Genomic DNA, 12877 nt, shown 5'->3' on the forward strand with positions numbered 1-12877 from the left:
ACAAGATCAAGTACCTAGCTATTTCAGCGGGATTATCAGCGGAAAGCATCAAAATAAAACTCTTGCCTTGAACGCATACACTTATCGTAAGGTACTTTATTTTTGCAATCAGCATCCGCGCTTGATCTTACAAGCAAGAAGCGCAAAATAGCTTCCCTATAGACTCCAAATGTCATGGTTTCCAGGTTTGCTACAAGAATAGGCCTGTCTCCGCTTTCCGATTTCAGCACCGATGGGCAGACCTCATACATAATGTTCGCGGCGAGCTCGGTGACAATTCCACTATAAGCAAAATTTGCGTTAAGAAGGTCATTTTCCCTTATATTCATAGCCGCAAGAGTATCAAGATAATCATTAGAGGCTCGGCTGATTTTCCTTTTAATTCCTCTGCTCTCCTCGATTCTTGCCTTGCAGAGACTCCTCGACATGGCAATAGCCGCACATCTCTCGCGTCCAATCGCTACAACGCAGTCGGCATAAACTGAGCCCGGGGGAAGCGGCAAGCTCTGCGGTAGCAGGGGATTCGCATATGCTGCCCGCCCCAAGCAAAGGGAGGCAAACACGAAAAGAGAAAGGCTATTTGCCAGCTTCTCGAAGCAAGGGCGACTATAAAGCATAAAACTATTTCGACAGGACATAGATGCGAATCAGGCGAGACTCCAAGTCCAGTTAGCACCCCCACAACGCAGAGCACGAACTACTGACAAAAGCAATGAATTCTTGACAAATAGAATTACTCAGCATGATGGAGGAGATTAGAGATTACACAAAGCCTGGGCGCTGTTGCGAGCGTGACGATGCCTTGCCGTGCAGCTGCACCCCGCTCCGCGAACCTTGCGGCCATGCAGGAACGCAGTAATACTCAGTCGATGGGGGCGCCGTACATGGGGAGTGGCAGAAGAGCCGAGACGCGAAAAGAGAGCCCGCTGAACTCCACCAAAATATAAGATTGATACCTAATAGCAGTGTTCGAAATCCTCGAACAGTTGACTCATAACGCTGCTGTCGAGGCCGCGTGGTTCTGGTTACAGCTCGATTGGTGAGGGGTGCCAGACGCAGCTGAACCGATGATGACGGGGCCGGTGACGGCTTACTGGCCCACCAGCAAAGCGTTCCTGATCCGCTGATATTCCGGGCCCGGGAGTCGCCTGGTCGGAGTAAGAGCATGGCCTGCGCATGGTCGTTTTCAGAGGCGACAAACCTGCAATGCGGGCGTAGGGTCCCGTTGCTGATTACAGCTTTGGCATCGCCTTTGGTGACGCGTACATCAAGTTGGAGGTAATTGTGTCACCACCTTATGCCTTGCAGATGATGCTAGAGGTGCTCCATTAATCTTGCAAGAATTCAAGCTAGAGCCTTCACTTTTGCAACGAAGAACATTTGCGATATTCGGAGTACCCTGTAAGAACTTAGCGTGGCTCTTCTGATTTGAGAGGCTGCCGACGCGGGAATCTGATCGCGCAACTATCTGGCTTGGAGGGCTGATCGGCGGATACAGTTTTGATTTAGTCATTTATTCTTGATCGCAGCCATGAATGTATTGAAAATCATTTCCTTTATCGCTTCTGGGTAATCAGAGCTTTCTATATATTCACCAAAGTCTTGGTAGCCTCCCAGTTTTTCGATAACCTCCTGAAAGCTCACGTGCCACTTAGACGTCCACCACCTCATCATTGCAACCTCTAGATTTGAAGTGCTTTTAATTTCTTGCAGGATGCTATTGTCCTGAAGGCTTTCTGTCTTGTTTATCTCGAGCATTGACATGTAGGAAACGACACGCCAGTGCAGGCTCTTGTATGCCAAATTATCTATTTTCTTGAATTCCTCGATCTTGTCTCGGTCGTGTAGCCACTGGAAAAGAAGCAACTCAAACGGTAGAAATCCTGCTGATGGATATTGAACCCATTTAAGGGCTGCGAAGTGACTTTGGCCAATATTAGACACCTCGGCAAGATCCTTCTTGCTCATCCTGCTTTTACCCTGAGGAGTATCCCAGTAATCCAGTGCACGCTTTTTAAAACGTGATTCATTTATGTACCAGGCAATAATCCCTCCAACAATGCAACCCAAGATGAACATGGCTTTCAATAAATGGAAGTAGGGTCTGCCCTCTTGCCAATCAAGCGTAGAGCCTCGCTTTCCTGCCCCACCCGCCCCCCAGTCCACGAGGCTCACCAGCCCAAGTCCAATCCACTTCCAGATGGAGAAATGGGTTGCAAGTGCCTATGTCTTCCAAACCTTGGCCGAGGGGGGCCAGCTTACCCTGAATCAGGGTTGGTCATGCGCCGCTAAGGAATCAATGCGTGGATTTTCGTGCCTAACAATGGGCTTTATTGCTCGATGTTGTGATCAGCGAGCGTAGCCACGTCAACGACAATTTCGACCCAGCAAATTACCACCTCTTACCGGAATCCTTCGGCTGCAACAACTGGTTGAGTGCTCAGGTCAGCGCGATGGCCGAACTCAATCAGGTGCTGGTTCAGATCGAAGAAGGTTACTAGCTCTAAACCTCACCTGGTCGACTAGCCCTGCTGAGCTGCATAAATGGCTCGATCGTCAGTGTGAGATCACCATGGAAATGCAGGAGGCAAGCGCCAACCCTGTTAGCGCAAATGAAATGGGTCGCCCGCCGTATTGCACTGTCTTTGCTCAGTTCAACGATGACTTGCGGGCCAATGGCGTAGACCCCGCCAGCATTTAAGCAGCGCCGGGAGATTGTCAAGGGCGATACTCAACGGCCAGGCACTTTGCCGCGGCCCCAAGCTCCAGGGGGTGCTGCGGGCACCTGGTGGAGGTGGCCCTGGTCGCCACCCGGCATTAGCAGTTCGTGGCTAACGGGTAAGCCAGGGCAAAACCTCACCCCAGCTTGGCTTTCAGCGCAGCCCTGATACGCTCGCTTTGCTGGTAGATGTCTGACATTTTCTCAATCTGAACAAACTTGGGTTCGGCTTCATCGAAGATCTCCACCCGCTTGGTGCCTCCGTTGAAGTGCATCCGCAGGATCGACTTCCTGTTGTTGCCGTCGATGAGAACGTTGCAGTAGGTCATTGTGTCCTTCTCAACTAGGCGGCTGGCGTCAATCGCGCTTGAGCAGATGGCGCGGACGATGTAGAGACCTTCACGCTCCTCTTCGGTGAACACGATTCCGTCTTCCTCGGCTGCAGCCTCCAAGATGTCCTCAGCGTCTGCTGTTGCGGGAGTCGCTTCTTCTGTCATCGCTGAGCTGAGGCGGTCGTTGATTCGGTCGTTGATTACCGACTTGATCGCGTCGAAGACCACCGGCTTGAACTTCTCCAGCAGCTGGCCTGTCACTCGCTCGGCGGTGTGAACCCTCCTGGCCATCTCGCGGACGAACCATTCGCTCGGGTCATTGAACTCGGCCTTGATCTCCTCTTTGACGCCCCGCAGGTATTTCAGGCGCTCTGCAGTGGAGAGCAGGGTGTCCAGGTCGAACATCGACTTGGAGAGCTGCTTGATGTGCTCCAGCGGGGCCGACTTCAAATCGGTTAGGTCGATCTCAGCAAAGGGCTTCTCGTCCATCAGGTTCTGACGGTCGAGGTCTGAGAAGAACAGGAACTGCCTGCCGTTGCTCAGGATGCCGATGCGGGCACGGGTGACTTGGAAGTAGCGGGAGAGCTGGCCCTTCTCGGCACTCTTGAGGTCGGTGCGATACGGCTTGGCCTCGACCAAGATCTTGGGATGCCCGTCCTCAAGGACGGCATAGTCCACCCGCTCGCCCTGCTTGATGCCAGGCAGGTCGGCGCTGAACTCTGGCTTCACCTCTGTGGGGTTGAAGATGTCGTATCCGAGCGCCTGGATGAATGGGGCTATCAGAGCCATCTTGGTGGCCTCCTCGTTAGTCAGGCTGTCCTCGATTTGCTGTGCCCTGGCAGCGAGTACCTGGAGGTGGTCGATCAGATCCATTGCTACCGAAATAAGGGCGCTTGTCCTACCTCTAACCCACCATCGGCCAAATAGCGGCTGTTATTACTAGAAACCCCTTAGCAGTAGTCCTTTCGATACGTGCCCCAGTTCGCCGTGATCTTGTCTGACTATGGCGGCTTCGGCATCGAGATGGTGCAAGCCCTCGAGGCTGCACATGCCCAGGACATAGCCAAGGCCCAGCACCCCACCGGAAGTCTGTCGGCAATACCTGCAGAGCTTCTGGATGGACAGGACCGCCGCAAGCTGCTGCGGGCGTAGCTGAACGAAGGGGAAGAAATCGAAAGCCCAGCCTGCCGTTGTTTTAGGACTCGCTGACGACTCCCATTGCAGCCTTCACCACTTCCAGCTGGACTGCGGTGAAGCAGAAGATTTCCGTTTCCGGTTTGCGCCATGGGGCGAACTGCTGATGCAGCTGGGCCTCAGCAGTGAGGCTCTCCTTCTCGCTGGACAACCTGGCTTCAGCGACCAGCTCACATGGGCCGAACTGCTTGATCCGCTTGGGGATGGAGACGGCTTTGCCGATCTTGTAGTACGCCCGCCCGTCAGCGGTTGGATCGAACGTCAGCAGCCGCACTAGGTAGACGTGGCTGTGGCTCTCCTCCACCAGGGAGGCCAGATCAAACGGCCTGCCCTTGTCCCGTTGCAGGGTGACTGGGGGCCAATTCCATCGCTGAGCGATCTCGGCCATCACTGTCTTGGTGACCTGTGGACTGGCCTTGAAGGTGTGGCTGGTGCCGTCTTCCCAGGTAACGGTCCACTTGATGCCACGGGCAATGAGGAGGGCTGTGCGATAGCCCCGTGAACGTAGAGGGATGAACTCGTCATGGCGGAGTCCGGCGTGGTCAGTCATCTCCGGGCTGCACCAGAGCCAGACCGTCCCCTTCTCAGTTTCGGCAAAGGACTTCCAGTAGACGATGTAGTTGTTCAGCTCCCCTCCTCCCCCAGTGCAGGCAAGGCAAGCGGGATGGATTTGATTGTCACCTCTTGCATGCTTCGTTTTGAACGCACCTAGGATGGGACTCGGAGAGCATCGGAGTGCATAACCCATGGCCGCTGATATTTCGCCGCTGTCCAGCACCCGCTCTGCCAGTGCACTTGGAAGCAAGGCCCTGGGCTACTTCGGCGCAACGCTTGCTTTGGCCGCGGCTGTTGCTTCGGTAGTTGGAGTTGCTTCTGTAGCCGGAGTTGGAGCGGCCAGGGCCCAGGAAAAGGGCTACGGCCAAACGATCAGCAGCCCCCAGCAGGAGCGGGAGCTCGATTACGGCACCGGAACCAATAAAGGTGGTTCGGCGCTCGATTCCGCCAACCCAATCGACTTGATGAACAAGCTGCGCAAGGCCACCTCCATGGATAACGCCACCAACCCTGGCGATGCGGTGGACGCGGCCCTCAGGGATTTCCACTCTCCGACTGCAGCGCCGGCGTCGGCTTCCCCGGCGGCAACGGTGAAGGGTCCCTGAGCGGCGCCAATCCCCAGGCGGCGGCAACCTGATCCAGGCGCGGGTCGCTTGGGCCAGGTTTACGGGAGCGCGCTAACGCCAGCGACTCCTGGGCCCCTTTGATATCGCCGCGCTCCTGCTGCAGCATCGCCCGCGCCAGCAGGGGGCGTTGGTCGGTGGGGAATTCTGCGGCCAATTTGAGCAGCACGGACTCGGCCTGGCCCGCCTGACCTCGCTTCTGCAGCAGGTTGGCAAGCAGCAGGCCGATCGGCAGGGCCTCCGGTTTCAGCTGGGGTTTGCTAGCCCTCTGCAGCGCCGCCTCCAGCTGGCTCTGGGCCTGGTCTCCACGCCCCATTTCCAGTTGCAGCAGGGCCATCAGCTGCAGGCCCTCGATCTGGTCGGGCCGCAGGTTGAGCAGTTGGCGCACCTCCCGCTCAGCGCCGCTGCGGTCCTGCTGGTCGCGGCGCAGCTCGGCCAGCAGCAGCCGCAGCGACCACTGCTGGGGTTGCTGGTCGGCTAGGCGCTCCAGCAGCGCTGTGGCCTCCGCTTTGCGATCTAGAGCAACCAGTAGCTCCAGCAGCCGCTGCTGTTCGGCCTGGCTGGCCTCGCCCTGGTTGAGCCGCTGCTGCAGGGAGGAGGCCTGACGCTCCAGGGCCGTGCGGGAGGGATCGGATCCAGCCGAACCGGCCTGTAGCTGTCCCAGCCACCAGCCAGCGGCGATGCACAGCGCTCCTGCCCCCGCAATGGCGAGCCCAGTCCAGATCCCGGAACGGTTGGGAGCGGCGGGCATTTGCAAGCGGCCAGCGATGGGCTGCCAGTCTGCCCTTTGTGCCTTTGCCCTGGGGCACTTAAAGTTCAGCCCATGCGCCAACACCCGATTTCTCCGGTAACCGAACCCACGCAATACCGGGCCATTGGCGTGGTGCGCGGTGTTTATGTGCCCACCGATGCTGAGCAGCTCACCCGGGGGGTGATCCGCACGGCTGATGGCACCGAGCTGGAGGCCGTGGTGCTGGGCCGGCTGCTCACTTTGATGCGCCGCCACCTCAACCTCGAAGAGCCCCATCTCTGGGTGGTTTACCCCCGCTCGAGGGAGGAGGAGGGGTTGCACCTGCAGATGGTGGGTGTGTGGGAGCCCAGCACCCTGGCTGCGGGCGAGGAAGCTGAATCTCCTGCTGCTGAATCCCCTGCTACCGAGAGTCCTGCTGCCGATAGCCCTCAAGACGCATTGCCCGAGGGCGACGACTACTTCTCGGTGCGCGGTGAATTGATTTACACCCGCCCTGAAACCGGCGATCTGGTGGTGAAGGTGCGGGTGATGCCTCGCCCGGATGGCAGCCGCCCCGTGCCCTTCAAGCTGCAGCTGAAGGGTGATTTGCCCCTCGAGCATTTGCGCCACTTCGTGGCGCTCAACCTGCGCCGTCAGGCTCAGCAGCTGCAGTTGGAGAGCTTTGAAGTGATCGGTCCGGTGGCCCAGCGGGGTAACCGTGGCGGTAAGGGTCGACGCGATGGTGCCGCTAGCAAGGGCGGTAAGGGCGGCAAGGCACGGCCGGCGGCGGCTGGTCAGGGCGGCCCGCGCCGGCCATGACCCAACCCCTGGCGGCTGGCCTGGCCGTGGGCTTGATCAGCCTGGCGGCGATTCTTGGCCCCGCCCTGGGCCTTTCGCCTTGGATTGTGACCCTGATAGCGGGCCTGGGATTGGGTGGCCTCACCTTGGATGCGGCCCGCTTCGGTGGCCGCGGCGGCAATGTGCTGGCCGAAGCCCTGCCCGGTGGCCGCGCCCGCCTGCGGCGGATTGCGATTCATGAGGCGGGTCACCTGTTGGTGGCGCGTCAGGAGGAGATGGCGGTGCGCCAGGTGCTGGTGGGTTCCCTGGCCTGCTTGCGGGCCGGCCTCAACACCAGCGGCAGCACCGAACTGGAGCCGCCGGCCCATGCCAAGTTGCCGGCCGAGGAGCTGCGGCGCTGGAGCCGGGTATTGCAGGCGGGCATGGTGGCCGAGCAACTCATCTACGGCCAGAGCGTGGGCGGCAACGACGACCGGGCCCTGCTGGGGCGGCTCTGGGGCCTCTCCGGCCAAGACGTTGACACCGCCCAGCGGGAACAGCGCCGGGCCCGCCGCGAGGTAGAGGCCCAGCTGCGCGCCAGCGAGCAGCAACTGCAGGCGGAGGCCGATGCCCTGCTGGCCCTGGCGCCAAGGCTGGGACGCCCCCTGGCTGGGGAGGCCTGAGGCGGTGCTGGCGCTGCTGGATGCGCCCACGGGCTTAGCCGGCAACATGCTTTTGGCAGCCCTGCTGGATCTGGGGCTACCGCAGGCGGAGATCGATGGCCCCCTGGCCGCTCTCGGCCTAGCCGGGACCTACCGCTTGGAGCTGGAAGAGCGCCGCAGCGGCGGCCTGCGCGGTCTGCATTTGGAGGTGCTGAGCCTGGAGCCCCAGCCTTCCCATCGGCGCTGGGGCGATCTGCGCGGCCAGTTGCAAGCGGCCCCTTGGCCCGAGCCTTTGCGGCAGCGGGTGCTGGAGGTGTTTGGCCTGCTGGCGGCGGCGGAGGCGGCGGTGCACGGCCACAGCCCCGAGCAGGTGCACTTCCACGAGGTGGGCGCCCTTGATGCTCTGGTTGATGTGGTGGGGGTGTGCGCCGGGCTGCTGCACTTCGGGGTGGAGCAGCTGGTGTGCAGCCCGCCGCCGGCGGGTCATGGCCTGGTGGCCACGGCCCACGGCACCCTGCCCCTGCCGGCGCCTGCCGTATGGGAGCTGGCCCGCTTGCGGGCGATTCCCCTGGCCTCAGCCGAGGGCTTCCCCCCCGGCGAACTCACCACCCCCACCGGTCTGGCATTAGCGGCCTGCTGGGCGACGCGCTTTGGCCATGCACCCACCCACGTGCCTAAGCGGGTGGGCGTGGGGCTGGGCTCCCGCAGCCTGGATCGCCCCAACCTGCTGCGACTCACCCTGACCGATTGCGGCGGCTCCGATCCTGCCCAGCTCGAAACCGTGCTGGTGCAGCAGGCCCAGATCGATGACGCCACGGCGGAGGATCTGGCTTTCCTGGCTGAGGAACTGCGCCAGGCCGGGGCCCTGGATGTGTTCAGCCAGGCGATTGCCATGAAGAAAGGGCGCACCGCCCAGCTGCTTACGGCCCTTGTCGCCCCCGAGCAGGCTGAGAGCTTGCGCCGGGTGTGGTGGCAGCACAGCAGCACCCTGGGGTTGCGCGAACACCCCCAAACCCGCTGGGTGCTGCCGCGCCGCAGCCGGCAGCTGGCCACGCCCCTGGGGCCGGTGCGGCTCAAGCAGGCCCAGCTGCCCGATGGTCGTTGGCGCACTAAGCCGGAACACGACGACCTGGCAGCTCTTGCGCGCCAGCACACACTGGGGATCGATCAGGTGCGCTTGGTTGTGCAGCAGGCCCTCGAGGCCCTGCCCGATGCCACTCTGCCGATCCAGCCCTAGCCCAGCCAGCCCTAAGCCAACCAGCCCCAAAGCATGCCGCCTTTTGCCCACGCCCTGCTCCAGCGCTGCCGCCGCGGGCTGATTCGTTTGGCCTCCTGGTGGGAGGGCTTGCCGCCCCTGCCCGGCGGCCTGAAGCTGTGGATCAGCTTGCTGAGTTTTGGATTTCTGCTGGCGGCCCTAGTGGGCCACGGGCGCCAGCTGCTGCAGCTCAGTCTCGATCGCCAAGGCTGGCTGTGGTTGCTGCTGGGGGTGGGGGTGAGTTTGCTGAGCCTGGTGGCCAACGGCCTGGCCTTCGGCGTGGTGTTGCGCTGGCTCGGGCTGCGCCCCCGCTGGGGCGAACTGGTGCGGGCCTACCTCGATACCAACCTGCGCAAATTCCTGCCCGGTGGCATCTGGCACCTCAGCAGTCGCGTGCAGCTGTTGCGCAGCCCTGAGGCCCCCTTGGCCGCCCCGGCCCCGGGCGCTCTGGCCCTGGTGGCGGTGCTGCTGGACCCCTTGGTGGCGGCGGTGGCGGCCCTGGCCCTGATGTCTGCGGGCGGCTGGCAACAGGGCCTGGCCTTGTTGGGGTTGGTGCCCTTGGTCTTGCTCTGGCCCCGTTTGCTCAACCCCCTGCTCAGTCGCCTGGAGCGCCGCAAGGTCTCGGCGCTGGCTATGGACATCGAGGCGGCCGCCACTGCGCCGATTCGCTCCTATCCCTGGCCGCCGCTGCTGGTGCAGTTTGCATTTGTGCTGCTGCGCTTTGGCGGCTTCGCCTGCTGCGTGCAGGCCTTCGACCTTTCCTACAGCCTCAGCTGGAGCGGCTGGCTGGCGGGCTTTGCCCTGGCCTGGACCGCTGGCCTGGTGGTGCCCGGCGCCCCCGGCGGCCTGGGCGTGTTCGAGTCGGTGCTGCTGCTGCGCCTCGGCTTCGCCATTCCCGAGGCGCCGCTGCTGGCGATCGCAATCAGCTACCGGCTGGTGGTGACCATCGCCGATCTGCTGGCGGCGCTTACGGCCAGGCTGGATGGGCAGCGGCAGGCTTGGGACTCTGAGTAGGGGGCTGATGCCAGTTCCGCTTGCCGAGTGCCAGATTGCTGGAGCAAACTTCCGTGATGTGAGATTGAACTTGCCTGTGACTTTCAGGGGTGCAGAACTTTAATTCTGCACCCTGTGATTTGCTCAACGACAGCGCGACGGGTTGGCGTAGGTGAAGGACTGGTAGCGATTCAGGATGCTGCGCACGTCCACACAGCTTCCCCCGCGCTTCCAAAAAGAGTCCATTCCGTTTTCCCTTGGGCTCGACTGGATGTAGGTGTATCCCGAAGAGGTCATACGGCTCTCGACATATCCAGGATCACCTCCCACCAGATTCTGAAGCTCTGGCACGGGCTGGCCCTCGGCCCCTGTGGATCCGTTGCTGTGCTTGCCACCAGAGAGCAGGGCTCCAATCAAGGCACCCACGGCAGCCCCAGCCAATGTGGCTCCAGTGGAGGTGCTGTGGTGATCGTCAAACTGGGCATTTGGGTTGGTGACTGTGTCTGTTTTCACCGCTAGTTGACGGGTTAATCGGCCGTCGTTCCAGGTGAATCGCCCCATGCTGCCCTGGTCTTCAAACAGCACATTCTGTTCAATTCCTGAAGGAGTTTCTACATGCAGTTGTTGACGGTTCGGTCCGGAGAACCGGAACCGATTTCCGTTCTCCAGGTCGACAACAAAAATGCTGGTTCCTCCATTTTGCTTTTGCTTCACCGTGCAGTAGCCGTTATAGGCTTGGTAGCCATTCTCTTTCAGCTGGCAACGGCCATTGGCTCTTGCTACGGTTTCGGCTTGGGAGGGAACTGCTAAGGCCGTGCTGGTGATTAAGAGGGCGCCAAGCAGGCCAAACTTGCGTTTAAAAGACATTGCAGAGTTGGTTGTCTATTTAAGTATAGGAGGGCTTTTATTCCCCTTGTAAACATTGGCTATCGATAGCGTTTTCAGCCAGAAATTGTGTGTGGTTTTTCTGGTCGTCGTGAGCGATCAGGGCCAGCGCCAGGCAGCCCGATCCAGCGCCGATTGGTCGGGTAACACGGTTGCTCCCTGATCCCGTTTCAACCGCAGCAACCGACAACCGTCGGTGTGTTCCAGGGCAGAGATCAGGGTCTCGGCGTGGGCGATCACCCACACCTGGGTGCGTTGGGCCACCGGATGGATCATCCGCGCCAGGGGTGCCAGCAGATCGGGGTGGAGGCTGTTTTCGGGTTCGTTCAGCACCATCAGCGGTGGCAGCCGCGGGCTAAATAGTGCTGCCGCCAGCAGCAGATAGCGCAGCGTGCCATCGGAGAGTTCGGCTGCCTCCAGGGGGCGAAGCAGCCCTGGCTGGTGGAGCTGCAGGCGAAAACTGGGCTGGCTGATGTCCACCGTGAGCCGGGAACCCGGAAAGGCCTCGCCGATGGCAGCCTGCAGGCCCTCGCCATCCCCGATTTCGAAAATCGTCTGCACCGCAGCAGCCAGATCGCCGCCATCGGCCGCCAACGATGGCGTGCGGGTGGCGAGGCGCGATAGCCGGGCCGGCGCCTGGCGATCGGTGCGAAAGCTGTCGTAGAAGCGCCAGCTCAGGATCGTGCGCCGCAGCTGAAAGACCTCCGGCGCCTCGAGCGGATCGGAGACAGCCGTGAACAGGCTCTCGTGGGGCGACACCTCCAGGGCCAGGGGAGTTTGGCTGTTGCCGCAGCGCTCCACCACGGCGCCGTTGCGCTGCACCAGCAGGCTGCGCGGATGAAAGGGGCCGCCGGCCCAGATCCATTCCCGTTTGATCTCTGGATCTAGAAGGAAGGCGCTGGTCTGATCCTCCACCCCGTAGCCGAGTTCGATGGCATACGACAACGTCTCTCTCGCAAAGCCGAGCCGCAGCCTGGCCCCCTGGCTGCCCCGCTCCGGACCAGCCCAGAACACCGCAGGCAATCCCCCTTCGGCGGCCAGGGTGGCTACCAGATCACCCCGGGCGGCGGCGGCGACCAGCCCCAGTGCTCTGTAGAGGTTGCTCTTGCCGCAACCGTTGGCACCGCACACGAGTGTGAGGGGGCCGAGGGGCAGCATCAGCTGCTGCAGGGAGCGGTAGCCCGCGACGCCCAGATGACTCAGGGCTTCTCCGTTGGCGGATGGGGCCACGCTGCAGGGCATCGAGGGTGGCATCAGCATGGAGCGATGGATCATCGACGTCGATCCCTTCGCTGGCTGTTGTTGCAGCTGGGTCTTGGTCTGGCCTGGATCGTGCTGCTGGCCAGTCGTGCGTCGGGCCAGGTCGGGCTCGGGCTGACGCCGGTTCAGGTGGGGCAGATGCTGCTGCTTGCGGGCTGGCTTCCCAGCGTGGCCCTGGCGGTGTGGCAGATGCGGCACCGCAGTTGGAGAGCCCTGATCGCCAGCGACCTACTTGGTGCTGGCGTGTTGGTGCTGCTGGCCTGCACCGCCTACCTGCCCCTGTTCTTCTTCCAGGTGGTGTGGTTTTTGCCTCTGGCCCTGCTGCCCCGCGGGCTGGTGGCGGAGTTGCTGCACAGGCTGCTGGCCAAGCTGTGGCGGTCCTGAGGGGCCAGACCTTCGCCTCGACGGCTACTCCCCATCCCCCAGGAAGGTCAGCGAGTTGCTTGGTACCCACAGTTCACTAGGGGCTTGGTTCGGATAGCCCACGCGGCACCAGGTGAGGGAACCGCTGTTCTGGCAGCCGAGCTTGTTGAGCACCTCGCCGGACACGCCCATGCCGCTGATCGAGGCACCAAAGTTGGGTCGGGCATACAGGGTGACGGTGGCCTGGCCATGGCCATTGAGCTTCACCTTGCTGTAAGCAGCATGGCTGCCGTTCCCCGCTCCGGCCGGGCTGTGCACGTTTGACACCGAGATGCGATTACGGAACGGGCTCTGCTCTTCCAGCGTGAAGCTGCTATGTCCGCTCATCAACCAAATCTGGCCCGGTGACTTTCAGGAAAGGTGTCACTCCTCGGCTGCCATTCAGGCGGCCTCAATCAAAGGTAGCTCCAGGATCGGATTGGTCTCGTCTATTGGCTTGTTGATCCAGACCTCTTCTGGTTGATGCCAG

16 protein-coding genes are annotated in these 12877 nt (G+C 61.3%); 8 read left to right on the forward strand and 8 right to left on the reverse strand.

Translation table 11 applies throughout. The features are described from left to right. Positions 1 to 35: 35 nt before the first annotated feature. Together KBZ22_RS11750 and KBZ22_RS11755 are read right to left on the reverse strand one after the other, a co-directional pair. Complete coding sequence (locus KBZ22_RS11750) at positions 36 to 428, reverse strand: hypothetical protein (RefSeq protein ID WP_255022099.1); 393 nt, start codon at positions 426 to 428, stop codon at positions 36 to 38. Between the two features lie 1081 nt (positions 429 to 1509). Continuing rightward, positions 1510 to 2175 carry a hypothetical protein gene (locus KBZ22_RS11755; RefSeq protein WP_255022100.1) on the reverse strand — a complete coding sequence of 222 codons (666 nt, stop codon included), beginning with the start codon at positions 2173 to 2175 and terminating at the stop codon, positions 1510 to 1512. A 170-nt stretch (positions 2176 to 2345) separates the two neighbouring features. Here KBZ22_RS11755 and KBZ22_RS11760 point away from each other — a divergent pair, with 170 nt between their 5' ends. Further along, positions 2346 to 2501 (forward strand): hypothetical protein, encoded by a 156-nt coding sequence (locus tag KBZ22_RS11760; protein ID WP_255022101.1) that lies wholly within the window; start codon positions 2346 to 2348, stop codon positions 2499 to 2501. A gap of 355 nt (positions 2502 to 2856) precedes the next feature. On the opposite strand, the gene KBZ22_RS11765 is transcribed toward KBZ22_RS11760, so the two are convergent. After that, positions 2857 to 3924, reverse strand: a complete 1068-nt coding sequence (locus tag KBZ22_RS11765) for a type I restriction endonuclease (protein WP_255022102.1) — start codon at positions 3922 to 3924, stop codon at positions 2857 to 2859. A gap of 99 nt (positions 3925 to 4023) precedes the next feature. Between KBZ22_RS11765 and KBZ22_RS11770 the strand changes: the two genes are divergently transcribed. After that, complete coding sequence (locus KBZ22_RS11770) at positions 4024 to 4203, forward strand: hypothetical protein (RefSeq protein ID WP_255022103.1); 180 nt, start codon at positions 4024 to 4026, stop codon at positions 4201 to 4203. Positions 4204 to 4246: 43 nt separating this feature from the next. On the opposite strand, the gene KBZ22_RS11775 is transcribed toward KBZ22_RS11770, so the two are convergent. After that, positions 4247 to 4795: a GIY-YIG nuclease family protein gene (locus tag KBZ22_RS11775; protein WP_255022104.1), complete on the reverse strand. Its 549-nt coding sequence runs from the start codon at positions 4793 to 4795 to the stop codon at positions 4247 to 4249. A 196-nt stretch (positions 4796 to 4991) separates the two neighbouring features. Here KBZ22_RS11775 and KBZ22_RS11780 point away from each other — a divergent pair, with 196 nt between their 5' ends. Further along, on the forward strand, positions 4992 to 5405 hold the full coding sequence (locus KBZ22_RS11780; protein ID WP_255022105.1) for a hypothetical protein: 414 nt from the start codon (positions 4992 to 4994) through the stop codon (positions 5403 to 5405). Here the strand turns inward: KBZ22_RS11780 and KBZ22_RS11785 are convergent. Beyond that, positions 5335 to 6174, reverse strand: coding sequence for a tetratricopeptide repeat protein (locus KBZ22_RS11785; protein ID WP_255022106.1), 840 nt, complete (start codon positions 6172 to 6174; stop codon positions 5335 to 5337). The two genes, KBZ22_RS11780 and KBZ22_RS11785, sit on opposite strands and share 71 nt — an antisense overlap. 72 nt (positions 6175 to 6246) lie before the next feature. Between KBZ22_RS11785 and KBZ22_RS11790 the strand changes: the two genes are divergently transcribed. Genes KBZ22_RS11790 through KBZ22_RS11805 form a run of 4 tightly spaced genes read left to right on the forward strand, consistent with a single transcriptional unit; the run spans position 6247 to position 9861 of the window. Beyond that, positions 6247 to 6972: a hypothetical protein gene (locus KBZ22_RS11790; RefSeq protein WP_255022107.1), complete on the forward strand. Its 726-nt coding sequence runs from the start codon at positions 6247 to 6249 to the stop codon at positions 6970 to 6972. Further along, positions 6969 to 7613 carry a hypothetical protein gene (locus tag KBZ22_RS11795; RefSeq protein WP_255022108.1) on the forward strand — a complete coding sequence of 215 codons (645 nt, stop codon included), beginning with the start codon at positions 6969 to 6971 and terminating at the stop codon, positions 7611 to 7613. Before KBZ22_RS11790 ends, KBZ22_RS11795 begins: the two co-directional genes overlap by 4 nt. After that, complete coding sequence (larC, locus tag KBZ22_RS11800) at positions 7558 to 8829, forward strand: nickel pincer cofactor biosynthesis protein LarC (protein WP_255022109.1); 1272 nt, start codon at positions 7558 to 7560, stop codon at positions 8827 to 8829. Before KBZ22_RS11795 ends, larC begins: the two co-directional genes overlap by 56 nt. Before the next feature lie 33 nt (positions 8830 to 8862). Then, complete coding sequence (locus KBZ22_RS11805; RefSeq protein ID WP_255022110.1) at positions 8863 to 9861, forward strand: lysylphosphatidylglycerol synthase domain-containing protein; 999 nt, start codon at positions 8863 to 8865, stop codon at positions 9859 to 9861. 123 nt (positions 9862 to 9984) lie between these two features. Here KBZ22_RS11805 and KBZ22_RS11810 read toward each other — a convergent pair whose 3' ends face one another. Next, a complete protein-coding gene (locus tag KBZ22_RS11810) occupies positions 9985 to 10707 on the reverse strand; it encodes a hypothetical protein (protein ID WP_255022111.1) in 723 nt (240 codons plus the stop codon). A gap of 117 nt (positions 10708 to 10824) precedes the next feature. Further along, entirely contained in the window at positions 10825 to 11955 is a 1131-nt protein-coding gene (locus KBZ22_RS11815) for an AAA family ATPase (protein WP_255022112.1), read from the reverse strand. Between the two features lie 36 nt (positions 11956 to 11991). On the opposite strand from KBZ22_RS11815, the gene KBZ22_RS11820 reads away from it, so the two are divergent. Further along, positions 11992 to 12369, forward strand: coding sequence for a hypothetical protein (locus tag KBZ22_RS11820; RefSeq protein ID WP_255022113.1), 378 nt, complete (start codon positions 11992 to 11994; stop codon positions 12367 to 12369). A 24-nt stretch (positions 12370 to 12393) separates the two neighbouring features. On the opposite strand, the gene KBZ22_RS11825 is transcribed toward KBZ22_RS11820, so the two are convergent. Beyond that, positions 12394 to 12735: a hypothetical protein gene (locus KBZ22_RS11825; RefSeq protein WP_255022114.1), complete on the reverse strand. Its 342-nt coding sequence runs from the start codon at positions 12733 to 12735 to the stop codon at positions 12394 to 12396. Between the last annotated feature and the right edge of the window lie 142 nt (positions 12736 to 12877).

The organism is Cyanobium sp. L1E-Cus, assembly GCF_024345755.1.
Classification (GTDB): Bacteria; Cyanobacteriota; Cyanobacteriia; order PCC-6307; family Cyanobiaceae; genus Cyanobium_A; species Cyanobium_A usitatum.

Excerpts from the sequence above, each read along its gene's own strand:
- KBZ22_RS11825 (WP_255022114.1), bottom strand. The coding sequence starts at position 12,735 with ATGAGCGGACATAGCAGCTTCACGCTGGAAGAGCAGAGCCCGTTCCGT.
- KBZ22_RS11780 (WP_255022105.1), top strand. The coding sequence starts at position 4,992 with ATGGCCGCTGATATTTCGCCGCTGTCCAGCACCCGCTCTGCCAGTGCA.
- KBZ22_RS11765 (WP_255022102.1), bottom strand. The coding sequence starts at position 3,924 with ATGGATCTGATCGACCACCTCCAGGTACTCGCTGCCAGGGCACAGCAA.
- KBZ22_RS11795 (WP_255022108.1), top strand. The coding sequence starts at position 6,969 with ATGACCCAACCCCTGGCGGCTGGCCTGGCCGTGGGCTTGATCAGCCTG.
- KBZ22_RS11805 (WP_255022110.1), top strand. The coding sequence starts at position 8,863 with ATGCCGCCTTTTGCCCACGCCCTGCTCCAGCGCTGCCGCCGCGGGCTG.
- KBZ22_RS11790 (WP_255022107.1), top strand. The coding sequence starts at position 6,247 with ATGCGCCAACACCCGATTTCTCCGGTAACCGAACCCACGCAATACCGG.
- KBZ22_RS11750 (WP_255022099.1), bottom strand. The coding sequence starts at position 428 with ATGTCGAGGAGTCTCTGCAAGGCAAGAATCGAGGAGAGCAGAGGAATT.
- KBZ22_RS11775 (WP_255022104.1), bottom strand. The coding sequence starts at position 4,795 with ATGACTGACCACGCCGGACTCCGCCATGACGAGTTCATCCCTCTACGT.
- KBZ22_RS11820 (WP_255022113.1), top strand. The coding sequence starts at position 11,992 with ATGGATCATCGACGTCGATCCCTTCGCTGGCTGTTGTTGCAGCTGGGT.
- KBZ22_RS11785 (WP_255022106.1), bottom strand. The coding sequence starts at position 6,174 with ATGCCCGCCGCTCCCAACCGTTCCGGGATCTGGACTGGGCTCGCCATT.
- larC (WP_255022109.1), top strand. The coding sequence starts at position 7,558 with ATGCCCTGCTGGCCCTGGCGCCAAGGCTGGGACGCCCCCTGGCTGGGG.
- KBZ22_RS11810 (WP_255022111.1), bottom strand. The coding sequence starts at position 10,707 with ATGTCTTTTAAACGCAAGTTTGGCCTGCTTGGCGCCCTCTTAATCACC.